This window comes from Rothia sp. ND6WE1A (assembly GCF_001683935.1).
GTDB classification, from domain to species: Bacteria; Actinomycetota; Actinomycetes; order Actinomycetales; family Micrococcaceae; genus Rothia; species Rothia amarae.
The window spans coordinates 83,348-107,273 of record NZ_LXTU01000031.1; the positions used below are offsets into that span (position 1 = coordinate 83,348).

General features: G+C 52.0%; 23 protein-coding genes, 1 tRNA gene and 1 pseudogene. 8 read left to right on the forward strand and 17 right to left on the reverse strand.

The annotated features are described in order from the left end of the window. Positions 1 to 45: 45 nt before the first annotated feature. The 4 genes from moaC to modA form a co-directional block, all read right to left on the reverse strand. Entirely contained in the window at positions 46 to 540 is a 495-nt protein-coding gene (moaC, locus tag A7E48_RS03710) for a cyclic pyranopterin monophosphate synthase MoaC (protein WP_068169644.1), read from the reverse strand. A 9-nt stretch (positions 541 to 549) separates the two neighbouring features. Next, entirely contained in the window at positions 550 to 1,878 is a 1,329-nt protein-coding gene (locus tag A7E48_RS03715; RefSeq protein WP_068169647.1) for a molybdopterin molybdotransferase MoeA, read from the reverse strand. Continuing rightward, complete coding sequence (locus A7E48_RS03720; RefSeq protein WP_068169651.1) at positions 1,875 to 2,702, reverse strand: ABC transporter permease; 828 nt, start codon at positions 2,700 to 2,702, stop codon at positions 1,875 to 1,877. The genes A7E48_RS03715 and A7E48_RS03720 overlap by 4 nt, the downstream gene beginning before the upstream one ends. 63 nt (positions 2,703 to 2,765) lie before the next feature. Beyond that, complete coding sequence (gene modA, locus A7E48_RS03725) at positions 2,766 to 3,572, reverse strand: molybdate ABC transporter substrate-binding protein (RefSeq protein ID WP_233125964.1); 807 nt, start codon at positions 3,570 to 3,572, stop codon at positions 2,766 to 2,768. A 230-nt stretch (positions 3,573 to 3,802) separates the two neighbouring features. On the opposite strand from modA, the gene moaA reads away from it, so the two are divergent. The 5 genes from moaA (at position 3,803) to A7E48_RS03750 (ending at position 8,136) form a co-directional block, all read left to right on the forward strand. Next, positions 3,803 to 4,861 carry a GTP 3',8-cyclase MoaA gene (gene moaA / locus A7E48_RS03730; RefSeq protein WP_068169727.1) on the forward strand — a complete coding sequence of 353 codons (1,059 nt, stop codon included), beginning with the start codon at positions 3,803 to 3,805 and terminating at the stop codon, positions 4,859 to 4,861. Between the two features lie 3 nt (positions 4,862 to 4,864). After that, complete coding sequence (locus tag A7E48_RS03735) at positions 4,865 to 5,140, forward strand: MoaD/ThiS family protein (RefSeq protein WP_233125966.1); 276 nt, start codon at positions 4,865 to 4,867, stop codon at positions 5,138 to 5,140. Between the two features lie 5 nt (positions 5,141 to 5,145). Beyond that, positions 5,146 to 5,739: a molybdenum cofactor guanylyltransferase gene (locus tag A7E48_RS03740; RefSeq protein ID WP_068169654.1), complete on the forward strand. Its 594-nt coding sequence runs from the start codon at positions 5,146 to 5,148 to the stop codon at positions 5,737 to 5,739. A 76-nt stretch (positions 5,740 to 5,815) separates the two neighbouring features. Beyond that, positions 5,816 to 7,024 (forward strand): molybdopterin molybdotransferase MoeA, encoded by a 1,209-nt coding sequence (locus A7E48_RS03745; protein WP_068169659.1) that lies wholly within the window; start codon positions 5,816 to 5,818, stop codon positions 7,022 to 7,024. 86 nt (positions 7,025 to 7,110) lie between these two features. After that, the gene (locus A7E48_RS03750) at positions 7,111 to 8,136 is read left to right on the forward strand and encodes a LacI family DNA-binding transcriptional regulator (protein ID WP_068169663.1); all 1,026 of its coding nucleotides are present in this window, start codon (positions 7,111 to 7,113) and stop codon (positions 8,134 to 8,136) included. Between the two features lie 105 nt (positions 8,137 to 8,241). On the opposite strand, the gene A7E48_RS03755 is transcribed toward A7E48_RS03750, so the two are convergent. From A7E48_RS03755 to A7E48_RS03815, 13 genes are all read right to left on the reverse strand, one after another. Beyond that, positions 8,242 to 10,233, reverse strand: a complete 1,992-nt coding sequence (locus A7E48_RS03755; protein ID WP_068169665.1) for a sucrose-specific PTS transporter subunit IIBC — start codon at positions 10,231 to 10,233, stop codon at positions 8,242 to 8,244. A gap of 173 nt (positions 10,234 to 10,406) precedes the next feature. Further along, positions 10,407 to 11,909, reverse strand: a complete 1,503-nt coding sequence (locus A7E48_RS03760; protein WP_068169667.1) for a sucrose-6-phosphate hydrolase — start codon at positions 11,907 to 11,909, stop codon at positions 10,407 to 10,409. Positions 11,910 to 11,966: 57 nt separating this feature from the next. Beyond that, a complete protein-coding gene (locus A7E48_RS03765; protein ID WP_083147167.1) occupies positions 11,967 to 13,478 on the reverse strand; it encodes a glycoside hydrolase family 32 protein in 1,512 nt (503 codons plus the stop codon). A 154-nt stretch (positions 13,479 to 13,632) separates the two neighbouring features. Next, positions 13,633 to 14,271 (reverse strand): N-acetyltransferase, encoded by a 639-nt coding sequence (locus tag A7E48_RS03770; protein ID WP_068169672.1) that lies wholly within the window; start codon positions 14,269 to 14,271, stop codon positions 13,633 to 13,635. Positions 14,272 to 14,448: 177 nt separating this feature from the next. Continuing rightward, positions 14,449 to 15,033, reverse strand: a complete 585-nt coding sequence (locus tag A7E48_RS03775; RefSeq protein WP_083147168.1) for a PTS glucose transporter subunit IIA — start codon at positions 15,031 to 15,033, stop codon at positions 14,449 to 14,451. Between the two features lie 286 nt (positions 15,034 to 15,319). After that, positions 15,320 to 15,694 (reverse strand): 50S ribosomal protein L7/L12, encoded by a 375-nt coding sequence (gene rplL, locus A7E48_RS03780; RefSeq protein WP_068169678.1) that lies wholly within the window; start codon positions 15,692 to 15,694, stop codon positions 15,320 to 15,322. A 102-nt stretch (positions 15,695 to 15,796) separates the two neighbouring features. Further along, positions 15,797 to 16,339 carry a 50S ribosomal protein L10 gene (gene rplJ / locus A7E48_RS03785; protein ID WP_068169681.1) on the reverse strand — a complete coding sequence of 181 codons (543 nt, stop codon included), beginning with the start codon at positions 16,337 to 16,339 and terminating at the stop codon, positions 15,797 to 15,799. A gap of 287 nt (positions 16,340 to 16,626) precedes the next feature. Then, positions 16,627 to 17,667: an ABC transporter ATP-binding protein gene (locus tag A7E48_RS03790; protein ID WP_068169685.1), complete on the reverse strand. Its 1,041-nt coding sequence runs from the start codon at positions 17,665 to 17,667 to the stop codon at positions 16,627 to 16,629. 101 nt (positions 17,668 to 17,768) lie between these two features. Beyond that, positions 17,769 to 18,464, reverse strand: coding sequence for a 50S ribosomal protein L1 (gene rplA / locus A7E48_RS03795; protein ID WP_068169688.1), 696 nt, complete (start codon positions 18,462 to 18,464; stop codon positions 17,769 to 17,771). A gap of 115 nt (positions 18,465 to 18,579) precedes the next feature. Continuing rightward, positions 18,580 to 19,008, reverse strand: coding sequence for a 50S ribosomal protein L11 (gene rplK / locus A7E48_RS03800; RefSeq protein ID WP_068169692.1), 429 nt, complete (start codon positions 19,006 to 19,008; stop codon positions 18,580 to 18,582). 263 nt (positions 19,009 to 19,271) lie between these two features. Next, on the reverse strand, positions 19,272 to 20,108 hold the full coding sequence (gene nusG / locus A7E48_RS03805; protein ID WP_068169694.1) for a transcription termination/antitermination protein NusG: 837 nt from the start codon (positions 20,106 to 20,108) through the stop codon (positions 19,272 to 19,274). A gap of 86 nt (positions 20,109 to 20,194) precedes the next feature. Then, positions 20,195 to 20,464, reverse strand: a complete 270-nt coding sequence (gene secE / locus A7E48_RS03810; protein ID WP_068169695.1) for a preprotein translocase subunit SecE — start codon at positions 20,462 to 20,464, stop codon at positions 20,195 to 20,197. Positions 20,465 to 20,545: 81 nt separating this feature from the next. Beyond that, a tRNA-Trp gene (locus tag A7E48_RS03815) sits at positions 20,546 to 20,618 on the reverse strand. Positions 20,619 to 20,913: 295 nt separating this feature from the next. Between A7E48_RS03815 and A7E48_RS03820 the strand changes: the two genes are divergently transcribed. The 3 genes and pseudogenes from A7E48_RS03820 to A7E48_RS03830 all read left to right on the forward strand — a co-directional run. After that, on the forward strand, positions 20,914 to 22,119 hold the full coding sequence (locus tag A7E48_RS03820; protein ID WP_068169698.1) for a pyridoxal phosphate-dependent aminotransferase: 1,206 nt from the start codon (positions 20,914 to 20,916) through the stop codon (positions 22,117 to 22,119). A gap of 264 nt (positions 22,120 to 22,383) precedes the next feature. Beyond that, entirely contained in the window at positions 22,384 to 23,415 is a 1,032-nt protein-coding gene (locus A7E48_RS03825) for a 6-phosphofructokinase (RefSeq protein WP_068169700.1), read from the forward strand. 145 nt (positions 23,416 to 23,560) lie between these two features. Then, positions 23,561 to 23,926: pseudogene (locus tag A7E48_RS03830) on the forward strand (helix-turn-helix domain-containing protein); the annotation flags it as partial.

A 23,926-nucleotide genomic window follows, 5' to 3' on the forward strand; every position in this document is an offset into this window, starting at 1 on the left:
AAAGCTCCCCTCTCAGGGGTCGATGGTGTTTTGCCGGGTCAAGTTCTATGACTGGGGTTTGTTCTGAACAGACCAGTCCCCTGATTTTCCACCAGACTTTTCGAGCACACGAATATCGGTAATCACGGCGAATTTATCTACTGCTTTAATCATGTCGAACACGGTGAGTGCGGCTGTGGACACTGCAGTGAGTGCTTCCATCTCAACCCCGGTCACTCCGCGCGTCTTAACGGAGGCTTCGATGCGCACCCCATTTTCTAGTCGCTCAAAATCAACGGTGATTTTACCCAGCGGGAGGGGATGGCACAGGGGAATGATATCTGGGGTGTGTTTGGCACCGAGGATTCCGGCTACCCGGGCTACGGGCAAAGCATCGCCTTTGGGAAGGTCTGCATCAAAGATTTGTTCGACGACGTCGGGGCGGGTGAGCACCGTAGCTTCGGCGAGCGCGATCCGGGTGGTCACTGATTTTTCGGTGACATCAACCATGTGCGCTGAACCGTCTTCTCTCACGTGGGTGAGGTGGTCTGATTCTGCCAAAGTTTGCTCCTACATCGTTTCGATTGTTGAAAGGGGGTACCACCGCAGAATATCACCGTTGGTGTAGTGCTTGTTCGGTTCTATCTCTACTAGCGCATTTGCTTGGGCGGCGCGGTGCAGAAGATGCGATCCGGTTTGTGGGTCTGGTTCAATCAGCCATTCTGCGGTGGCGTTGGATTCTGATGACGCGCGGGTGATGGTGGCGCGGCGGTATTGGGTTTTGCCGGCTAAACCTTCGAGGGGTTCCGCGGTTTGTAGTTTGCCCAGATGAGTGCCGGTATAGTACCAGGAGATATTGAGGTGGGGTCTGAGGAACATGCGGTAGGAGATGAGGGTGCTGACGGGGTTGCCGGGAAATGCCAGCCAGAGGATGTTCTCTGAGCTACCTCGATGCGCTAGTTCCATGATTCCTTGAGGGCCGCCCGGTTGCTGGCTGACGTGGCCGAACCATAATTTTTGGACAGTAAGTTCGGTGGGATTCTCCATGAGCAGGTGAATCGCGTTCTTGATGACTTCGAATTTTCCGTGGCTAATGCCGCCGGAGGAGATGATCAGATGCGGGGAGAATTCATGGATAGCTTGGTCCAGATGATGAATGAGCTTCTGAGGATCATCTTGGATATGCAGATGCTTGCTGATAGCAGAGTCTTCTGCAAGAAGCTGTATGAGCATGGGCCCATTGGCGTCGCGGATGTGGGAAGGTGCGGGGGTATCGTTAGCCGCTACTTCATCGCCGCCGGTTACCACTAGCACACGCCGTGCGCCCTGAACCGTGACTTCCTTGATACCTTGAGCAGCTAGAGCGCCCACAAGTACAGCAGAAATTTTCTCCCCGGCGCGAGCGAGAATCTCCCCGGCTTTGATGTCCTCTCCCGGCTGACGCACAAACTGCCCCGGTTGTGTCGTCGGTATATAGACCTCGCTCTGAAAAGCTGCGAAGCTTCCGTCCTTTTCCCCTTGCGGTTCACATTTTTCTTCGGGGACGACGGCGCTCAACCCAGCGGGCACTTCTGCGCCGGTCATAATCGGGTAGGCGATGCCGTCTTCGGGCACAAAGTTTTTGAGGCTTGCTCCCGCTGCAATATCTGCCCCCACGGTGAAGATGCGTGAGGTACTCACGGCAGCATGGGCGGTGAGGGCATAACCGTCCATCTGGGAATTAGGAAATGCCGGGACGTTCTCGGGAGCAAGAATATCTTCGGTTAAAACCCGCCCGTTTGCTTGTGCCAGGGCAACGCGTTCAGGTTCGGGGTCAGGGAGCTGCTGAAAGCGCTCGCGCACCAATGTTTGGTAGTTCTTTGGCGTGAGTGAATGTTCTTTCGAGAAGGTTGTGGTCAACGCGCACCTCGTAAACGTTGTAGGGCAATGAGTAAAAGAGCTAGTCCGAGAATGATGAGATACAGGCTAATGAGCATCAGTGAAGATCCCAGCGCCTCGGGCATAAAGTTTGAGCTGAGCATCAGCTCGATGTTGAGGGGAATAGTACGGGTCTTTTCAGCGATATTTCCTGCGAAGGTGACGGTCGCACCGTACTCCCCCAGAGCTCGGGCAAATGCCAACAGAAATGCAGTGGCAAGACCGGGATAGGACAGGGGTAGTAGCACTTTGCGGGTAATCTCCCACGGAGTAGCGCCTTCTACATACGCCAGTTCTTCAAATTCCCGTGGAATGGTACGCAAAGTGGTAACCGCCGTCGCAACGAAAAAGGGCAAACCCACAAATATCTGAGTCAGCACGACGGCGAACGGAGTGAAAGGAATTGAAACCCCAACCTCGTTGAGCCACTGCCCTATCAGCCCCCGGCGGCCCCAGAAAAAGGTCAGCGCCAAACCAGAGACAACTGGTGAGAGTATGACCGGCGTATAGAGAAAAGCGTAGAGAACCATACTTAGTTTTTTCCACCGCGTACGATCCAGCACCTGGGTAAAAATTAGCGAAAGGGGCAGACCGAGCACACCGCAAACCGCCGTAGAGATCAGTGCCGTGAGTACAGAGAGTCGAGTAGCTGCAAGTGCATCGGGGTGAGACAGTAGTTGCGCAGTATCTTTCCAGGGGATATGGAATGCCAGACCAGCTAAAGGACCAAGAATTACAAAGACGCCAATGGAGGCAGGAAGAGCAAAAACCCACGGGGCCGAACGAAAGGCAGTGTGCTTTTTCATCGGTCTCCGTGGGTTGCGTAGTATCTTCAGAAGTCTAGAAGTTCTATTCTACTTTTGCTGAGGCTACTTTGCAGAACCAAAGTCATACTGGCTCATAATCTTTTGAGCTTCCTCCCCGCTCAGCCAGGTGGCAAAGTCAGAAGCTACTGAGTTCTGTTTCCCCAGGTTGGTAAGAGCCATGGGATAGACATTGTCCTCTAAACCAGGAAGATTAATCACCGTGATGTCCTGGTCTTTTTTCAGGTAAGCAGCGTCGGTAGAGTAAATAAATCCAGCGTCTACCGCGCCACTGGCTACTTTGGTAGAAACGTCAGATACGTTCTTCTCTTCCGTAGCATTGCCCAGTTCTACATGTTGGTTGTCTAGCTCCTGATGAGCGAGGTTGCCGCAGGGCACCTCAGCGGCACAAATTGCGGTGGTCACAGACTCTGAAGCGAGGTCTTTGACAGCAGAAATCTTGCCGGGGTTGCCTGCCGAGGTAGCCAGGACCAGGCGGTTCGTTGCAATAACCTTAGGTTCAGATTCTTTGAGGTCTTCTACCGAGGTACGAGCGCCGTCCATCGTTTGTTGATCTGCGGTAATGAGAACATCAGGGGTGGCGCCCTGTTGCATCTGCTGTACCAACTTCGAAGACCCTGCAAAGTTGAAAGAGACGTCCACTCCAGGATGCTCTTTCTCATACGCTTTCTCGAGTTCAGCACCGGCAGAGTTGAGGGAAGAAGCGGCGAATACTTCTACGGTTCCGCGTTCCTGAGAAGGAGAAGAACTTGAGCTGGCAGTATCCGTGTTAGCCCCGCATCCAGCTAAGGCAACGGTAGAAATAACACCTGCGCTGAGTAAAGTTTTTTTGATATGAGAGTGTGCTCCCACGGGGTAACCGCCTATTCAGCTCAAAACGAGAATATGGTTATCGAAGGTTTTTCCGACTAATGTAAATATAACCGTTTTGATACCAAATTTGTGAAGAGAGGTAACCAATGGCATTGAAGTTTAGCCCCGATGCGAATTCCGCCGGTGCTAGCGAAAAGCCTGCGACTTCTGGATCTGGCACCCTTATTGCCGGCACAACCTTACCAATTGTGTCCCAGCACGAGTCGACCATGCCCTCTGAGCTCAAAAAGTCTGGCCCCCTCGTTGATCAGTGGGGGCGCAACGCCACTGACCTGCGCATTTCTCTCACCGATAAATGCAACTTGCGCTGCCAATACTGCATGCCCGCCGAGGGTCTCAATTGGTTGCCCAACAACCGGCTATTAACCGCCGAGGAAATCGTGCGCCTGGCTCGCATTGGAATTGAAGAACTAGGCGTGGAAGAGATTCGCTTTACCGGCGGTGAGCCTTTGTTACGCAAAGAACTTCCCGATATTCTCCGGGAAATCCACCACGATCACCCCGAAATTCCTCTGTCGATAACCACCAACGGCATGGGGTTAGAAAAACACGCGGATAAGCTCAAAGCCGCAGGGCTGAAACGCATCAACGTTTCCTTAGATTCCATTTGCCCCGAAACTTTTGCCGAATTGACCCGCCGTGACCGGCTCTCCGACGTCCTCAAAGGCGTGGACTACGCGGCATCCATCGGACTCAACCCCGTCAAAATCAATGCGGTACTGATGCCCGGTATTAATGACAACGAAGCTGCGGAGCTGTTGGAATGGGCAGTCACCAAGGGGTATCAGCTACGCTTCATTGAGCAAATGCCCATCGACGCTGACAACCGCTGGACGCGCGAAGGCACCATCACCGCTGCCGAGATACGCGAAAAGCTCTCTGATAAATTTGTGCTGCATCAAGAGCCTGGACCCCGCGGCTCTGCCCCTGCTGCGCTGTGGGATGTCTACCCCTTAGGTACCCAAGAATTTGACCCCGCGAAGGCACTGGGCAAAGTAGGGATCATCGCTTCAGTAACCGAACCCTTCTGCTCCACCTGCACTCGTACCCGGCTGACCGCAGACGGTAAAGTCCGCTCCTGCCTTTTCTCACAAACAGAAACAGACCTCATGGGAATTTTGCGTTCCGATGCCACTGACCAGGAAGTGGCAATGCGCTGGCGAGAGGCAATGTGGGAGAAACCTGCCGCTCACGGCGCCAATAACGCGGGCTTCGAAACACAAGAATTTGTACAACCCAGCCGTTCTATGAGCGCCATCGGAGGCTAACGCATGATTACCGTTCATTTTTTTGCCGCGGCGCGCGCGGCAGCCGGGCAAAGCAACCAATCTATTAATCCCGCAGAAATCTCTTCTGATCAACCCACGGTGGGCGAAATTGTCGCTTATCTCGGTCGCAACCATTCAGGGCGTACCCCTTCGGGCATGAGCCTGGCTCAGGTACTGGAACAGTGCTCTTTTCTGGTGAACGGCGCTCGCGCTGATCAGGATGCGAAGGTGCCCGACGGCGTCCGCCTAGATGTTCTACCTCCCTTTGCCGGCGGTTAAGCTCCATGAACAATTCTTATCCCGAGTATGCGGCGATTGTGGTCGCTGGTGGTCGTTCTTCACGCTTGGGAGGAACTCCTAAGGCATCGCTCTCCAACGGTTCGAAAACGCTTTTAGTATCTTCGCTAGAGGCAGTTGCAACCGCGCGGCAACGTGTGGTGGTAGGTCCAAGCGATTTACCCGTACCCGCCGATGTTAAACTCACCCGAGAAGACCCACCCTTTTCCGGGCCTGCTGCTGCAATCACAGCGGGGGTACGAGCGCTATCGCCATCCTGCGAGTGGACCTGCATCATCGCAGTAGATATGCCCCGAATAGCAGAAGCTATCGATACTTTATTAGAAGCAACTCTTCAGGCTCCGGCAGATATCGAAGGGTTCTTCGGCGTCTCGGGAGAAATCGCGCAGCCGCTGGTAGGTATTTACCGCACGGAGAATCTCCGGAGGGTCTTCGACACTGATACCGCTCACCAATCGGTACGACGCTTTTTGCGTCAGCTTAACCTTCAGGCGGTACCCTTGGACGGCGGAGTAACCGACGACGTCGATACTTGGGAAAGCGCCCACGCCACCGGGTTTGACTCCCCGCAGTGGAACTAAACAAAAACTTGTGAAATTTACGAATGTTGCCGTACAAGGGCACCAAACTATATTGCACCATCAAAAGGAACAGAATATGCACCATACCCGCTGGGAAGATGCCGTTTCCCTCATGCACCAGCGTGGCACTCGCGCCGCTCAAATTCATGAACGGGTCGGTCTTGCTGACGCCATCGGACGAATCCTTGCAGAGGATGTGTACACTTTAGTCCCCCTGCCTCATTACAATTCTTCCGCTATGGACGGTTATGCAGTGTGCGGTTCTGGGCCTTGGATACTGAAGGATGCCGAGGAGCCGTCCGCCCATGAGAATCGCCATCGTCGGACGGTAGATTTACAGGACGGCGAAGCTGCCACGATCCTTACCGGCGGGTTGATACCCCCAGGGACAACTACAGTAATCCGGCTGGAGTGGGTTCATTTGGAAGAGCAGGATGGTTCAACGCTAGTGGTTTCGGATTACGGTGAACCGCAACCGGGGTCTGATATGCGCAACCGGGGTGAAGAGCTCGCTGAGGGGAGTCTTGCAGTGTCTCGTGGGACCCACTTGGGTGCGCGACATATAGCTTTTCTGGCGGTGTGCGGGTTTGATACGGTCCCGGTGATTACTCAGCCCACCGTCTCTCTTGCATACACCGGCAACGAAGTCATTACCGAGGGGATTCCAGGCCCCGGTGAAGTCCGCGATGCTTATTCTGCCCAATTTCCAGCGATTTTGAGCTCCATGGGCGCGAAGGTGCAGGGCACCGCTCGGCTACACGATGATATGGATGAACTCCACCGCTGGTTCAAGTCAGATAACTGTGTGGCATCAGATTTGTTGGTTCTCACCGGTGGTTCTTCTACCTCAGAAGTTGATCTTGTCCGCCAATTGCTGAGCGAGCTTGATGCCCATTATATTTTTGAGGCAGTTGCGGTTCGTCCCGGGCATCCCTGCCTAGCTGCAGAATTGCCTGACGGGCGAATCGTCCTCGGTTTGCCAGGCAACCCGCTGGCAGCTCACACCGCGCTCTATAGCTATCTGCCTGCCTATCTTGCAGGCGTAGCAGGTCAGAATCTATCGGAGCTTCTCTCTGTGGAGTTGACCGAAGATATTCCTCCTTTTAAGAAAGCTGACGCGCGGTTGATACCTGCCCGTGTAACCGGTGAGAAAGCGCTCCCCTTCCGCCGAGGCGTTGATTCGCATATGCTTTCGGCTTTTGCCCAAGCTCAGGCGTTGGTGGTTATCCCTCCTGAGGGTGCCGTTGCCGGTGAAAAAGTTCAGGCGCTGCCGCTAACCGTCTAGTCCTCGTTAGATGGTCCTGCGCTAGGTGGAGAGCGCAGTTCTCTCTATAATCAGGGAGTATATCTTTCCAGCTGTCAGGAGAAACCGTGGCTAAACCAAAACTTGCTGATGTTGCCCGGGTCGCTGGCGTCTCCCCCACTACGGTCTCTCGCGTACTCAATAGCCGGGGTTACCTCTCGCAAGAAACTCGCGAGAAAGTCTATGAAGCTATGCGGGAGATTAACTATCGACCCAATGCCATTGCTCGCTCCCTTCAAGAGCAGAAAACGCATCTGATTGGTTTAGTTTTTCCGACTGTTTCAAACCCTTTTTATGGTGAGTTAGCGTATCGGATTGAGTCGAAGTTAGCGGACGCCGGGTACAAGGTCATTCTGTGTAACAGCGAAGATCACCCAGAATTAGAGGCTCGTTATCTGGATATGCTCATGGGCAATCAGGTAGACGGGTTGGTCACTGGCGCGCATTCGGATGTTTTGGCGTTGGCTCCCCATCTTGAAGCTCCGCTGGTCACTATCGACCGCATTAATGGCGGTGGATACCCAAATATCCGCTGTGACAATTTCACAGGTGCGCTCCAGGCTACAGAGTCTCTTATTGCTACGGGTGTTCGTCGCATCGTGCATTTTACTTCTACCGTCTCCGAACAAAATCTGCGCCAGCAGGGATATTCCAAGGCTATGAGCGCCGCTGGTTTAGAGCCGGAAATAGTGGAGCTGGGTTTCAGATCGAGCGATGGCGAGCATCGACAAACGATTAATAATTTTCTCGATTCGGAACCCACCGTGGAAGCAGTTTTTGCGTCCAACGACGGATATGCGGCGATGGCTCTCCAATGGGCGTACGTCCGAGGCAAGAAGGTGCCCGAGGACTTTTCGGTCATCGGGTTTGACGGTACCCCCGCGGTGCGATCGTTACTTCCGCAGTTGGCGACCGTCGTCCAGCCTTTTGAGCTGATGGCAGAGCGAACTGTACAACTGTTACTTGCGGCGATAGATGGCGCCGGCTCCAAAAGAACAGATTCAGACCCTTCAGAAGATTCTCCTGCCGACCATAATTTACCGGTTGAGCTGTATCTGGGGCAGACCGTCAAAGCTCAGTCAAACGCAGAGTAATACCTGAACTCAACAAAATATAGCGCTCCGGGAGATATTCTCCCGGAGCGCTATGTTCATAATGCTCATTTGATTTCTGCCCATCAGCGATTGAGGACAAGAGAGCTATACAGCTTTTGAACCTGCTGTTGATTCTAGATTTTTTGCTTCTACGTTCACGAAGGCTTCTCCACTGCGAAGTACAGCCCCGTCATGAACTCCCTGTGCAAATCCGGTTTCTTCAACCGTCTTTTTGGCATTGGTAATGACGAGCGGCGTAGTCAGCGGGTAACCGGCGTCAGCTATGGCTGCTGAGTCGAACTCGACCAGAACGTCGCCTCGCTTAACCTGCTGACCGTTAGTGACCTGAGGAGTAAAGTGCTTGCCGTCGAGTTCAACGGTGTCAAAACCGATGTGCATGAGGAGCTCTAGACCGTTGTCAGCTCGCATACCTACGGCGTGCCCGGTGGGGAACGCTACGGTAATTTTGCCGTCTGCCGGCGCAACCAGTTGCCCGGTAGAAGGTTCGATAGCTGCGCCGGGGCCCAGCGCGCCCGAGGCAAAGGTAGGGTCAGAAACTTCTGCCAGAGCGACCACGCTGCCGTTCATATGAGCGGTGAGCTCATAACCGGGGGTTCCTGCCAGGGTAGGAATCGCTGCAACTGCTTCCGCTTTCGATTCTTCAATCGCTGCATCAATCTTCTCCTGGCGAGCGGCGACGCGGCGACCCCAGAGATATGAAGCAACTGTTGCAAGAATTGCCGATGTAAAGATTGCAATGAAGAATGCGCCCCATCCCCCACCAACAGACGGATCAATAGAGACGAATCCTAGGAATCCTGCAGCGCCAGGGGCAGACGCTTTGACGCCGGTGATGGCGATAATCGTGGCTGCGATAGCAGAAGCACCCATAGCGATATAGAACGGCCAACGAAGGCGAAGATTGACACCAAAGATAGCTGGTTCAGTGATTCCGAGGAAAGCGGACGGCGCCGTCGCTCCAGCTAGAGCCTTCAACTTCTCATCACGCGTGGTAAGGAAAACGCCCAGGGCAGCACCACCCTGCGCCACGTTCGCCATCGAAGCAATCGCGAAAATAAAGGAACCACCCTGAGTGAAAAGCTGCAACTCAATGGGCGGGAACGACTGATGCAAACCAGTAATAACGATGGGTGAATAAAACAAACCAAAGATAAAGCCGCCCACTGGTCCAGCGGTTGTATAGAGCCAGTTAATGCCATCGCCAAGTAGAGTTCCCGCTTTGAACATCACAGGACCGACCGCGATAAACGTCAAGAACCCAGTAATCAAAAGTGTGAGAGTAGGGGTAAAGATAAAGTCGATGACGCCTTTGAGGATCCGATGGAGAAACTTCTCGATGTGAGAAAGGATGAATGCCACCAACAGAATCGGCAAAACAGTACCTTGATAACCCGATTGAGCTACTTGTAGACCAAAAAGATCCCAGTGGGGCATGGTGCCATCTTGAAGAGATACCGCTACCTCATAGCCATTCACCAAAGCAGGTGAAACCATGGCAGCGCCCATCGTCAAACCGAGGTATGGATTACCACCAAAAACTTTAGTGGCCGAGAATCCCACAAGAATCGGAAGAAATGCAAATGCAGCCGCCGAAAGCATATTGACAATTTCAGAGAAACCAGCCCACTCAGGATGCAAGTCCACGAAAGAAAGTTCGGGGTCAAATAGCTTCGGAGCGGTCAATACGTTGTTGAGCGCCATCAAAATACCTGCGCCAACCAGCACAGGAATGATGGGAAGGAAAATATCAGAGACCGTTTTTAGAAAACGCGTTCCTAAGTTGCCCTTTCCTGCCGCTACCGACTTCAGCTCGTCCTTGCTTGCCTCAGGCATGCCTGCGGCGGACATGTGCTTATAAACTTCGTTGACGTCGCCAGGTCCTACGATAATTTGGAACTGGCCGGCGTTTTCGAACGTGCCCTTGAGATTTTCGTTGGAATCAAGCGCGGCTTGATCGACGGCATTTTGATCTTTGAGGACGAGACGCAGACGGGTGGCACAGTGCGCACCTGCTTGAATGTTGTTGACGCCGCCAACACTTTTCAGAACGTCTTCAGCCACGGATTTATGATCCATGTTTTCTCCTGACTGAGTTACTTTTTGATGCGCGCTATGCCCCATCAAAAGAGAGCTACATACTGTATGTGCACCCTTATGCTAATCGTTTGACACATTACCATAATTTCATGTTTTTGTAACCTGCGTTACGTCCATCGCTCTTGGTCAACCGAAGGATTTTTCTCCCTATCTCATCGGGATAAACGGGCTACTTTTACGTCGCTCACCACATCCGACGCCGGCTCCCCCAGCACATCGTGGAATATCACGCCTTCCAGTTCGCCCGTCAGATAAATCCTCCCTGTAAATGATTCGGCACCATCGTCGAAAAACGCCTCGATAGCCGATCCATCGAAGAGAATATCGAAGGTATGGGTACCTTGCGCAGGAATAGAACGACGCCGCAACGCCCCACCAACTGTGTACCGAGATCCATCGCGATCCATAATCAACAAATCTCGATCAAAAGTAATCTGCAATGCCCGCCCTTGTTCATCGTTGAAGCTGAGCATCACGGGTTGCTGGGCGACATCGACAGTGCCCTGCAGGCGGAAAGTACGGGCACCTTCAAGTTCCCCTATTCGACCATTGGAGTTCAAATGGAGTGGTTCAAAAGGCATGGAGTCTTCGAGCTGCTCCACAGGAGCCTGCATGATTTTGCCGCCTGACAAAGTCAAATACCGGGGATAAGTGAGCATGTGAATCCAGTGGTAAGCCCATGAGGGTTGGTCGTCTTCATCTGCGTTACCTAGCCATGCCATCAGCACTGCTCGCTCTTCATCGCCTGTATTACTAATAATCTGCGGCGCATAAAATTCGAAGCCCGAATCGATTTCGGTAAAGGGGGTGAGAACCTCGAAATGGTTGTTTTTCAGCCGCCCCACCACATAGCCGCACTGAAAAATATTATTAAAATGCTCGCCGTCTGCGTCCACCCCCTGCGGGCAGAACATTAACACATCCAGAGTCTCCCCGGTGACTTGGTCGGGTAAAGAGAAAAGGATGGGGCATTCAAACATGTATCCCAACCCCGTCAAAGAAGAATCTGAGAAAGAGATTTCCGCCCCGAACTTCCAGCTTCGCCGGTCAGAAGAGGTGTAGTAGACGACGGCACCGGTTAGGTCTTCGCGCTGGGCACCAATCACGGCCCACCATTTGCCATCGCGCCAAAACACGTGCGGGTCTCTAAAGTGAGCGGTGTAACCTTCAACTGGTCCGCTAATCAAAGGATTATCAGAATATCGCTCAAAGGTTTCGCCGTCGTCTGTGGAGGTAAAAAGGCACTGGTAGCTTTCACGATTTCCCTGGGTGTCTTTGACATTGCCCGTGTAGAAGAATTCCATCGTGCCGTCGGGAGTGACCACGCCAGAACCGGAGTAGCACCCCGATTTGTCATACCATTCCACCGGAGCTATGGCGGTTTTGTCATCGTTCCAGTGGGTCAAGTCTGAGCTGGTCGCATGACGCCAGAAGACAGCGCGCACCGGATGCACGGGCGAATACTGATAGAACGCATGGTACACGCCGTCCTTATATACCAGCCCATTGGGATCATTGAGACGCCCGACGGGAGGGGCAAGGTGCAACGCGGGATAATCGGGATCCGAATGTGCCAATCTGGAAAAACCATCAAACGACTTTTGGGCTTCTACTAATAGTTCTTCGGGGGTGTACTGGGAAGGTATGTAACCCATAGAGAAATAATCCTCAATTCGAAAGTTCAGAAAGGGTGGACGCCGCAACGGCAGGTATTAATGTTCTTCGGCGAGTTTCACAGCGCTGAGATGAATTACTTGCTCAACCGCTGGTTCCCCTGCCGCGTTCAGAACCTGCACTGTGCGTCGGGTGCCGTGGAAGAAGGAGCGTCCGCTGACGGTGGTTTCACCCTCATCAATAAAGAGCTCTAGTGCCGAAGCATCCACCAATAAATCAAAGGTTTTAGTGGAGGAAGGAACGGTTGCTGTACGCGTCCTCTGAGGCCCCCACACGGTGTATTTGGTGCCGGTTCGGTCTACCTTCACAGCATGCGCAGAAATTTCTATGCTGAAAGCGACGCCCCGCTGATCTCCTATGGCTATGGTGACTGGGCCGGTTTCTACGTCAAGCTCTCCAGACACCCGGAAGACCCTGGAATCTTCTACCGCTTCGATGGTTCCATGGTGGTCCAGACTCTGCATCTCCAGCGGCATCGCTTGGTTCAATCCCTCCGCCGGCTGCTGGAATAATTTACCTTCCCGTAGGGAAATCCAGCGGGGAAAAGTCAGCAGGTGCAACCACCGATGATCCCAGGATGGCATCTCATCTTGGTCAGAAATACCAAACCATGCGGCAATTAATGCCCGGTTACCGTCATTGCTACCGTGAAATACCTGTGGAGCATAAAACTCAAAACCTGCATCAAATTCGGTAAAGGGAGTTTCTACCTCAAAATAAAGCCCGTTGAGGTGGCCCACAATGTACCCGGCTTGATATTTATTATTGAATCGTTCGCCGTCAGCGCTCATTCCTTGGGGGCAAAAGAGCATGACATCCTTCTTTTGTCCCGTTATTTGGTCCTGCAACTCAATAATCTGCGGGCATTCGAGCATATATCCGTAGGCGTTAATAGCAGGATCCGAGAAGTCTATCTCTCCTTCAAATTTCCAGTTCCTCCGGTTGGGCGAAGAATAGAGGACGACGGCGCCGGTCAGATCTTCACGTTGCGTGCCAATCATTGCGTAGAACATTCCCGCGCGTTCAAAAACATACGGATCGCGAAAATGAGGGGTGTACCCGGCGGGGGTGCCAGAAATCAGCGGATTATCAGCGCTTCGCTCAAAGGTCTTGCAGTCATCCTGGGAAAGCACAAGGTTCTGATAGGTTTCTCGGGTGCCGTCAGGATTTTTGACGTTGCCGGTGTAGAACAGTTCGAAGGTGCCGTCTTCTGCTAAGAAACAGGAGCCCGAGTAGCATCCGTTACGGTCGTACCAATAAATGGGTGCAATGGCGTTTCTGTGATTGTCCCAGTGAACTAAATCGGTTGACTGAGCATGCCGCCAGAAGATGTCTCGCCCGGGATGCTCAGGTGCGTACTGGTAGAAGGCGTGGTATACCCCATCTTTATAGACCAGCCCATTGGGATCATTGAGTCGACCAACCGGGGGCGCTAGATGTAGCGCTGGGTAATCTGGGTCCGCGATGACTGCGGTGTGATACATACGGTAGGAGGCGTCTGCACCATCAAGAATTTCTTGGGCGCGGGGGTTCATCTGGTGATTGACCATGTTTCTATCGTCTCTTATGTCAAACGTTTGTCATATTCACAGTAGACTACTGAGATTAACGATTCAAAATATTTTAAAGGCGCCCCTACTGCTGACTACATGGTAGCCTCACGCATACCGGTGAAGCCTCGAGTTTATTTCAGGGGTTCACCACTCATTTATTCTCCACAGCGGCGTCAATGCTACTACTGGGGGCTGGATGCCACATACCCACCGCAGGCTTTCCGCCTTTAAATGTGCCCAGTTCGAAGAAACCATGACGGCGATAGAGGGCGGCACTACGAAAGGTAGACGCTTCCAGATATGCAGGGGATTCCCCCAACTGCTGACGGCGAAAATCCAAGAGCGCTCCACCTACTCCCCGTGAGCGAGCATCAGAATGTACCCCGATGGTGTAAAGGTACCAGTGCTTAAACTGTGGGCGTGCACGTAATAATTTCAACTCGGTGATTACACCCCGGGGAAGAGCTAGCCCCAAAATTCTAAAATAGCGTGGAAGTGCTTTCACATCACCTAGAAAATTACCTTTTTGCCCCTCGGGATTAAGCCAAAGAGCAGCACCTAGAACTGTTCCTTCTTCGTCTACAGCCACATCTATTTTCCCGCGAGGCTTGTAAGTGGTTTCGATTTGAAAGCGAAAGAGTCGGCGCACGGTACTAAGCTTGTTAACCCCCCCGACCGCCATGCTCATCACAGGATCTGTTTGAAATGCGTCAGAGAGAGCTTCTATAGCTCCTTCTATCTCTGAATCTTGTGCTTCACGTACTTCAAACGTACTGGGTGGAGTAAACATTCTTGCGCATTTCTCTAGGGTGCAAATTGCTACTTATTCTTTCACTATTAGAGGGATTTAAAGCAATTTTTAACCCAAGAAAATGAAATATTCCGGTTACTTGTAGCGGCTTCTGACGTTTATTAAACAGGTCAGCCCGAGATTGTCGTTAAATCTCGGGCTGACGACGATAAAAACCTAGTTAGCAGTGCCTTTTACCTCTACCTCTAAAAAGACATCACCGGCTGAAATCTCTTCGTCTGAGCGTACCGAATCCGCAAGTGTCGTGTTCTCTACAGCAGTCTTTGCATTGGTAATAACAAGCGGAGTAGTGAGCGGATAACCTGCCGCTTTAATACCTTCGATATCAAATTCTACGAGGACGTCGCCGCGCTTGACTTCCTGCCCCTTTGTTACCACAGGATTGAAGAACTTTCCATCAAGCTCAACGGTATCGAAACCGATGTGCATGAGAATTTCCAAGCCTTCTTCAGTACGCATACCTACGGCATGTCCGGTGGGGAAAGCTACGGTGATTTTTCCATTTGCAGGAGCGACGAGCTTGCCCTGGGCAGGTTCAATCGCTGCGCCAGGACCTAATGCGCCACTGGCAAAGGTCTGATCAGATACTTCTGCCAGAGAAACTGCAGTACCTGTAAGGTGAGCCGCCAAAGTAGTCTTCGAGACAGCTCCTCCCTCTGCAGTGGTTGTCTGCTGCGAGTTATCTGATGCTGGATTTTTGTCTTTAGAAAACAAGCGATTTGCCATTGATTTTAGGCTCATGGTGACTCTCCTTAGCAGTTTCGCAGGGGCTTATAGTCCCTGTCATTCTCACCGGAATGAGAACATCCAGGTGAGAATCAATTTGTTTGAATATATCATGACACCGCCCTCACCCCTGAGTTAGTTTCTATTTTTGACGTCGCTGCACAGACGTTCTGCTATCTAAAATGAACGTTCTATTATTTTGCGCTGATTAGAACTGGTTCTTGTTTCACTTAAAAGCCGCAGGGCGGCACCGTTTGCACGGTACCGCCCTGTGGTACAAAGACTTCGATAAGAATCGAATTTACTTGAGGGTAATGGTTGCGCCAGCGCCCTCGAGCTGTTCCTTAGCCTTCTCAGCGTCTTCTTTGGAAGCACCTTCGAGGACAGCCTTAGGAGCTGAATCAACCAGGTCCTTTGCTTCCTTGAGCCCGAGTGAGGTAAGTGCGCGAACTTCCTTAATAACTGCAATCTTCTTATCGCCAGCGGATTCGAGGATAACGTCGAATTCTGACTGCTCTTCAGCTGCTGCTTCGCCGCCTGCTGCGCCTGCAACTGCAACAGGAGCTGCTGCGGTTACGTCGAATTCTTCTTCGAATGCCTTAACGAATTCGGAAACCTCAACGAGTGAAAGTTCCTTGAATGCTTCAATGAGTTCTTCGATGGAAAGCTTAGCCATTTGTTTGGCTCCTTCTTTATCAGGTGTAGGGCTGATCCTACATGTGAAATCTGTGGGGTTTTGCCCGCTGCTGCGAGCTAACTGAAAATCAGAGGAGAGTAATTACTCTGCAGCTTCTTCTGAAGTTGCCTCTTCTGCGGTAGCTTCCGCAGGAGCGCCTTCTGATTCTTCGAGCTTGATACGCAGAGCGTCGACGGTGCGAGCAATCTTGGCGATTGCACCCTTTGCGCCACCTGCAACCTTGGAAAGCAGAACCTCGCGTGATTCGAGGCTTGCAAACTTGTTGATTTCAGCTTCATCAAGTGCTGCGCCTTCGTAGAAGCCGCTCTTGATAACGAGCTGGGGGTTTTCCTTGGCGAAGTCACGCAGTGCCTTCGCAGCGTCAATCATTTCACCGTTGATGAATGCGATTGCGCTGGGGCCTGCCAGCTGGTTCTCGAATGCATCGATACCAGCTTCCTTAGCTGCAATACCAGCTAGGGTGTTCTTCACCACGGCATATTCGGTCTCTGCACCAAGTGCGCGGCGAAGCTCTTTGAGCTTCGCTACAGTGAGACCACGATACTCAGTGAGGATGACTGCGTTTGAGCTGGAGAAAAGTTCTTTCAGCTCGGAAACAGCAGCGATCTTTTCCTGTGTCGCCATGGTATTCCTTCCGATTCTTGTTCACTGGTCAAGTCGCAAGCAAAAAAATAACCTCGGCGCATAGGCGACGAGGCTGACATAGCGATTCCACACGGAAATCAAATGTATCTTCATTCACCTACGCGGGCGGTTCATGCTTGAACTCTTATCTTCTCCGTGAAAGCACACAGATAGATAGACCAGCGGTCTTTGGTTACTTAATTCAATCACGGTAGTAAGCAAGATAGCAAGTGCTACAGCTCTTTAAGAAGTCTTAATCACTTAAGAAGGTTACGAGGTGCTTCCCACTACTGAGAAAATATCCAGCAATGTTGTGGCAAGACTGAAAAAACGAAGCTCTCTTGCCGTTGAGCCTGAGGGGAAAAGAGCAGTACCCGTTCCCCTGCCTGCACCTGCGCTCTCTCCCCTGAGGATGACAGCCAGTTCACTTCATCTTCTAATGTTCCATCCAGTAACCAACCGTGGGCAGACGGTCTTAATTTAGAAATCCTAGCCTGGGCAGAGTTTGCATGTGGGCGGGCCCCATAATGGACGGAAGCCGATCGGAAAGCGACTACGCGCTGATGAGCGTCCCCATCCACCCCGAGAGACCACACGTTCAATGCGGGCTCCCCCACCAGGCGTGCGACTGCAAGACTCTTGGGATTTTCTAGGAGTCTCGGCGGAGAGTCAATTTGTGCGATAGCTCCATCAACCATAATGGCAACTCGTTGCCCTACCTGGAAAGCTTCATTCAAATGATGAGTAATAAATAAACCCGTAAAGCCTAAGCGAGCATGAAGTTGATCTATTTGGTCTCTAATTGTTGCGCTTAAGAATTCATCCACGCTGGCAAGCGGTTCATCAAAAAGAACTAAGGGCGGCTTACGGATAAGCGCCCGAGCTATCCCAACCCGCTGTTGCTGCCCTCCTGAAAGTTCGTTTGGACGGCGTCCTTCGAGACCTTCTAACCCTAGGATTGAAAGCAACGAACGGTAGTGATCTACATCGATTTCTCCGGTAAATCGACTCAAGGTGACACCAAAAAGAATATTTTCTTTGACTGTCAGATACGGATACAGTACCGGTTTCTGAAATATATAGCCAACGTCCCCCGGCTGTATCGTATGTCCGTCCAGCGTAATCTCGCCGGAATCTGGCTGCTCCAACCCAGCGATGATCCGAATCAAAGTGGTCTTGCCGCCACCCGAAGCACCCATCACCGTCACTAGTTCTCCAGAGCAAATCTCAAGGTCTAGCTCTCGCAACACAGGCACCGTTTTGAACCCTCTACCGAAAGATTTAGACACTGCACGCAGGCTCAAACCGCGGGACTCTCTAGAACTCATATCCTCATTTTCCCATATCACTTTGCTGTACAACGACAAAAAAGAGGCCATCCGCAACAAGCGGATGACCTCTAAAGCTAAAACCCAGGATGAGCTAAAACTTAGATTGCAACTTCAGCAGGATCGACGGGAACGCCGGGGCCGAAGGTAGTTGCAACGGTTACCTTGGAAATGTAACGACCCTTAGCCGATGAAGGCTTCAGACGGTTGATTTCTTCAAGTGCTGCTTCAAAGTTTTCGGTGAGCTTCTCAGCTGAGAAGGAAGCCTTGCCGATGATGAAGTGAAGGTTGGAGTTACGATCAACGCGGAAGTCAATCTTGCCGCCCTTGATGTCGCCAACAGCCTTAGCCACGTCCATGGTGACGGTGCCAGTCTTGGGGTTAGGCATGAGGTTACGGGGACCGAGAATCTTACCCAAACGGCCAACTTTACCCATCATGTCAGGGGTAGCAACTGCTGCATCAAAGTCAGTCCAGCCGCCTGCGATCTTTGCAATCAGGTCATCTGAACCAACGAAGTCTGCGCCAGCTGCTTCAGCAGCTGCTGCCTTGTCGCCAGCGGCGATAACAACAACGCGAGCGGTCTTACCGGTTCCGTGAGGAAGATTGACGGTACCGCGTACCATCTGGTCTGCCTTACGGGGGTCAACGGAAAGACGCATTGCAACCTCAACGGTTGCATCGGTATTGGTGGAAGAGGTTTCTTTCGCAAGCTCAATAGCTTCTGCGGGGGTGTAGAACTTGTCCTCTTCGATTTTGGCTACAGCTGCCTTGTACGCTTTGCTGCGCTTTGCCATCTGCTTATCTCCTTATGCAGTTGTGGTCACTATGAATCGCGCTCGACTCTGCCACATGCCCTTTCGGGCTATTTACGTTCGGTCATCCAAACTGATGTTTGGGTAAAGCAGGAAGTTACTTAACTTCGATGCCCATGGAGCGTGCGGTACCTGCAATGATCTTCGCTGCTGCGTCGATGTCGTTTGCATTGAGGTCCTGCATCTTGGTTTCAGCGATTTCGCGAACCTGAGCTTCGGTAATTGACCCAACCTTGCTGGTGTGGGGAACGCCAGAGCCCTTAGCTACGCCAGCTGCCTTCTTGATAAGGCCAGATGCCGGAGGAGTCTTAGTAATAAAGGTGAATGAACGATCTTCATAAACGGTAATTTCAACGGGAACAATGTTTCCGCGCATGGATTCAGTTGCAGCATTGTAAGCCTTGCAGAATTCCATGATGTTGACGCCGTGCTGACCGAGCGCGGGACCAACGGGAGGAGCCGGGTTAGCGGCGCCAGCCTGAATCTGCAGCTTAATGAGGCCTGAAACCTTCTTCTTTGGAGCCAATGTAAGGTCCTTTTCTGAGCTGATGGACCGACGCACAGGAGCGTACGACGGCAGGTGGCAACCGTGGCGCGGTTGCCGTGCATGGCGCACAAAAGCGTGAGTGTGCACATGCAAAGTTCTATCTTAGTGTTTTTTCAGCGTTTAAGCCATGGATACGACGTCGTCCGGACTGTCTGCTTCTTCACAGACCCCGCTCGTTGGAAAGCAAAATGCCCTGCACTCGTAAGCGCAGGGCATTCCTAGCTCAAGTCAAAAGCAGGTACTTAGACCTTGGATACCTGGTTGAACTGCAAAGTAACAGGAGTTTCGCGTTCGAAGACTGAAATCAAAACAACGAGTGAAGAAGACTCTGGTTTGATTTCGGCGATGGAAGCAGGCATACCTTCGAAGGGGCCATCCTTGACGGTAACTGCTTCACCGATTTCAAAACCGGTTTCAATCTGAGGAGCAACTGGAGTTGCCTCGCCAGCTTCAACCTGCTCTGCTTCAAAGACAGGAGCGAGCATATCCACCACTTCGTTCAAGCGAAGCGGCACGGGGTTGTAAGCGTCCTGACCCACGAAACCAGTCACACCGGGAGTATGGCGCACAACGCCCCACGACTCATCGGTCAAGTTCATACGAACCAACACATAACCGGGGATACGAACACGACGCACCAATTTCTTGGTGGTGTTCTTGATTTCCATAACCTCTTCCATGGGAACCTGGATTTCGAAAATATCGTCTTCCATGTTCATGGTCTGAGAGCGTGATTCAAGATTAGTTTTTACGCGATTCTCGTACCCTGCGTAGGTATGAATAACGAACCATTCGCCTTCTTGACGGCGAAGTTTCGACTTGAATTCCTCCAAGGGATTACCGGCCGGTTCTGAAGAAGCTTCTTCAGATTCCTCAACGGTCTCCACTGAGTCTCCGGCCTCTTCTGCCCCTTCAGTTGAGTCCGCAGGAGCTTCAGCTGAGTCCGCAGGAGCGTCTTCATCCGATGCCTCTACCTCTTCAACGTCAGATACGGACTCTACCTGTGCGTCGTCGGCGTTTGCCTGCTCAGAAGTCTCTTCAACTTCTTCTACTTCGTGTGCAAGTTCCTGCTCGGACACGTTATTCCTACTTTCGTATGGTGTGGGCGTTTTCTCTCACAAAGTATGCCCTAAGTGCGTCTTAAAAGTCTTGATTACTTTAAGGTTTATTGAACTGTTCCGTTACCAAAAACCCAGAAAGCTCCCTGACCAAATAAATAGTCAAGACCAAAAATCAAAACCATCATGAATAAAACAAAGAAAAGAACGATAACTACATAATTGAAAAGTTCACGACCAGAGGGGGTAGTAACTTTTTTGAGTTCAGCGATTACTTCTCGCAGGAATTGGAAAATTCGTCCGAAGAACCCTCGGCGCTTTTCTTCGCTATCTACACGACGCGACGCGGCGGTTCCGGATGCGGCAGATTTAGCCATTTCGGCCCGCCCCTTTCGTAGTACTTCCAACAGGTGCCTCTGAGAAAAGAAGCTAACCGTGAATATTTCTGGAGGCTTTTGCAGGGCGGACAGGACTCGAACCTGCAACCTGCGGTTTTGGAGACCGCTGCTCTACCAATTGAGCCACCACCCTTTGAACTTTCGTTCGGGTATGAACTAAAAAGTTCATTTGGTTTTCGTTTTTAGGCGTAAACCAGTGCTGTTCGGTTGCGAACAACAGTGACAACTTTAGGACACTTTTTTCTCTTTGGCAATTTTTATGCAGTGGGTTTCGTCATGCCCGCGACTCCGGGGAACAAAATTACTGCTCAACATACAAACATTCTGTGCAATCGCTTCTGAATATGAGCGGAAGTTGAATACGATAGAACCAACGAAACCAACAAGGTACAACACAGAACTCTGTGTGTAGAAAGTGAGTTCATCTCATGGTCTCCGCCCGCATTTCACCCCGTATCGCGGCTATTGCGCCGTCGGCAACACTTGCAGTCGATGCTAAAGCAAAAGCTCTCAAAGCTGAAGGACGCCCGGTCATCGGCTTTGGTGCCGGCGAACCTGACTTTCCCACTCCTGATTACATTGTCGACTCTGCGGCTGAAGCTCTAAAAGACCCCAAGAATTTTCGATACAGCCCTGCTGCGGGCTTGCCCGAACTCAAAAAAGCAATCGCAGAAAAGACTCTGCGCGATTCAGGCGTGACCATCGATCCCTCTCAGATCATCGTGACAAACGGCGGCAAGCAAGCGGTTTATGAAGCGTTCGCGACAGTTCTAGGCGAGGGCGACGACGTCCTGCTTCCTGCTCCCTACTGGACGACCTACCCTGAGGCAATCCGCCTGGCAGGGGCTAACCCCATCGAGGTATTTGCGGGCTCCGACCTGGAATACAAGGTAACCCCCGAGATGCTGGAGGAAGCATATACCCCGGCAACTAAAGCACTAATCTTCGTTTCCCCCTCGAATCCCACCGGTGCTGTTTACACCGCCGAAGAGACCAAAGCAATCGGCGAATGGGCGCTGTCCAAAGGCATCTTCGTTATTTCCGATGAAATTTATGAACACCTCACCTACGACAGCGTGCCCTTCATTTCCATCCTGAAGGCTGTACCGGAGCTGGCAGAAAACACCATCGTTCTCAACGGCGTGGCAAAGACTTACGCCATGACCGGATGGCGGGTGGGCTGGATGTACGGCCCCACCGACGTCATCAAAGCAGCGACCAATCTCCAGTCGCACCTTTCCTCCAACGTCAACAACATTGCCCAGCATGCAGCGCTCACCGCGGTTTCAGGCTCACTTGATGCCGTGGATAAGATGCATGAAGCTTTCGACCGTCGCCGCAAGGCAATTGTAGAGGGACTCAATGCGATTGACGGAGTCGTATGTCCCACCCCCAAAGGTGCCTTTTACGTCTACCCCGATGTTCAAGGACTATTGGGTAAGACCATTGATGGAGTCACCCCACGGACCTCAGCAGAACTTGCTGAACTCATCTTGGAAAAAGCGGAAGTCGCTGTTGTACCCGGTGAAGCGTTTGGCCCCTCCGGCTACCTCCGCCTTTCCTACGCCCTGGGCGACGACGATCTGGCAGAAGGTATTGCACGCATTCAGAAGCTTTTGAGCAACGCAGCCTAATCTCACTCTCAGCCATCAGACCCGCATTATCACAAAATAGTGCGGGTCTGTTTATGTCTGTTTACATCTAAGTTAATACTTCAATCCACCCGCTCCCACACCTTCCAACACAACACCAATTTGTTTACAATAGGAAGTGAGAAGATTTCCCCTGAAATCCGTCGTTTTTCTCCAGTACTCAACCGAGAAAAACACACAAACACAACATGGGGACTAAAAAATCATCAAACCCTCATCAATGGGGGAAGCTAGGAGATAACCGCCATGAAGATCGGCCTACTCACCTCAGGTGGAGACTGCCCCGGACTCAACGCCGTCATTCGAGGCGCTGTACTCAATGGTGTCAAAACATACGGGCATGAATTCGTAGGTTTCCGCGACGGCTGGCGAGGTGTCGTTGAAGGAGACTATATGGATCTCCCCCGCACCAAAGTTCGCGGTCTCGCTCGCCAAGGCGGAACCATCCTGGGCACCTCCCGCACCAACCCCTTCGACGGACCCCACGGTGGCCCTGAAAACATTGAAATCATGATGGAGCGCAACCAGATTGACGCCATCATTGCAATTGGTGGCGAGGGTACTCTGGCAGGCGCAAAGCGTCTAGCAGATGCAGGGCTACCCGTCGTCGGCGTTCCCAAGACCATCGATAACGATCTTCAAGCAACCGACTACACTTTCGGTTTTGATACCGCCGTATCGATTGCTACCGACGCGATGGACCGCCTCCGCACCACCGGCGAATCACACCACCGTGCCATGGTCGCAGAAGTAATGGGCCGCCACGTAGGTTGGATTGCCTTGCACTCAGGTATGTCTGCAGGTGCCCACGCCGTATTGATTCCCGAACAAAAAGTTTCGATGGAACAGGTTGCTGAATGGGTCACCGAAGTTCACGAACGCGGTCGCTCACCCCTCGTTGTAGTAGCAGAAGGCTTCATTCCTGAAGGCTTTGAAGAAGTCATACACGACAAGGGCACCGAAAAAGACGGCCGCCCCCGACTCGGCGGTATTGGCGAATACGTTACCCAGGAGCTAGAACGTATCACCGGTATCGAAACACGTAACACCATTCTTGGCCACATTCAGCGCGGTGGCGCACCCACCGGTTTTGACCGCGTGCTTGCAACTCGCCTGGGTCTTGGCGTTGTCGACATGGTCCACGACAAGGAATGGGGCAAGATGGTTGCTCTGCAGGGCACCGACATTAAGCGTGTTGATCTTTCGGTAGCCCTAGACGGTCTGAAGACCGTACCCCAGGAACGTTGGGAAGAAGCTAAAGTGCTCTTCGGACGCTAAGCTCTAGAACACTTCAAAAAAGAAGCCCCCTACTGAAAATGAACTGCTCCCCATTAGTTGGACTGAGAAATCAGTTTCTAACTAGTGGGGAGTATTTTTTTGAGAGCACGAAGTTCTTTGAGTGAATCTCAGCGCGAGCAGCTCGTTGATTTGTTTGAGCAAGGGCTGGGCTATGCGGCAGCGGCTCATCGGTTAGGAGTTGGCCTCTATTCTGTAAAGAGATTTGAGCGTCGTTTCAAGCTGCATGGCAGACTATGTCTTGTGGAGAGACCAACTAAGCAGCACTTTTCCTTCGAGGTGAAGAAGGAAGTCGTCGATCGGTTCATTGCCGGCCAGTCCAAGATGGAACTGGCTCGGGAGTTTGGTTTGTCATCGGATCAACTTGTCGCTAATTGGGTGAGGGCTTGGCGTGCGGGTGGCGATGAAGCGTTGCAGCCGAAACCGAAGGGACGACCGAAAGGCAGCGCCCGCTCGACACCGTTGACCGAGGAAGATCGGCTCCGCCGAGAGG

Bases quoted from the DNA above. Each gene is read 5' to 3' on its own strand.
- A7E48_RS03765 (WP_083147167.1), bottom strand. From the start codon at position 13,478: ATGGTCAATCACCAGATGAACCCCCGCGCCCAAGAAATTCTTGATGGT.
- A7E48_RS03790 (WP_068169685.1), bottom strand. From the start codon at position 17,667: ATGAGTTCTAGAGAGTCCCGCGGTTTGAGCCTGCGTGCAGTGTCTAAA.
- moaA (WP_068169727.1), top strand. From the start codon at position 3,803: ATGCCCTCTGAGCTCAAAAAGTCTGGCCCCCTCGTTGATCAGTGGGGG.
- A7E48_RS03745 (WP_068169659.1), top strand. From the start codon at position 5,816: ATGCACCATACCCGCTGGGAAGATGCCGTTTCCCTCATGCACCAGCGT.
- A7E48_RS03735 (WP_233125966.1), top strand. From the start codon at position 4,865: ATGATTACCGTTCATTTTTTTGCCGCGGCGCGCGCGGCAGCCGGGCAA.
- A7E48_RS03720 (WP_068169651.1), bottom strand. From the start codon at position 2,702: ATGAAAAAGCACACTGCCTTTCGTTCGGCCCCGTGGGTTTTTGCTCTT.
- A7E48_RS03755 (WP_068169665.1), bottom strand. From the start codon at position 10,233: ATGGATCATAAATCCGTGGCTGAAGACGTTCTGAAAAGTGTTGGCGGC.
- A7E48_RS03740 (WP_068169654.1), top strand. From the start codon at position 5,146: ATGAACAATTCTTATCCCGAGTATGCGGCGATTGTGGTCGCTGGTGGT.
- rplL (WP_068169678.1), bottom strand. From the start codon at position 15,694: ATGGCTAAGCTTTCCATCGAAGAACTCATTGAAGCATTCAAGGAACTT.
- A7E48_RS03825 (WP_068169700.1), top strand. From the start codon at position 22,384: ATGAAGATCGGCCTACTCACCTCAGGTGGAGACTGCCCCGGACTCAAC.
- rplA (WP_068169688.1), bottom strand. From the start codon at position 18,464: ATGGCAAAGCGCAGCAAAGCGTACAAGGCAGCTGTAGCCAAAATCGAA.
- A7E48_RS03770 (WP_068169672.1), bottom strand. From the start codon at position 14,271: ATGTTTACTCCACCCAGTACGTTTGAAGTACGTGAAGCACAAGATTCA.
- A7E48_RS03775 (WP_083147168.1), bottom strand. From the start codon at position 15,033: ATGAGCCTAAAATCAATGGCAAATCGCTTGTTTTCTAAAGACAAAAAT.
- A7E48_RS03760 (WP_068169667.1), bottom strand. From the start codon at position 11,909: ATGGGTTACATACCTTCCCAGTACACCCCCGAAGAACTATTAGTAGAA.
- secE (WP_068169695.1), bottom strand. From the start codon at position 20,464: ATGGCTAAATCTGCCGCATCCGGAACCGCCGCGTCGCGTCGTGTAGAT.
- rplJ (WP_068169681.1), bottom strand. From the start codon at position 16,339: ATGGCGACACAGGAAAAGATCGCTGCTGTTTCCGAGCTGAAAGAACTT.
- A7E48_RS03820 (WP_068169698.1), top strand. From the start codon at position 20,914: ATGGTCTCCGCCCGCATTTCACCCCGTATCGCGGCTATTGCGCCGTCG.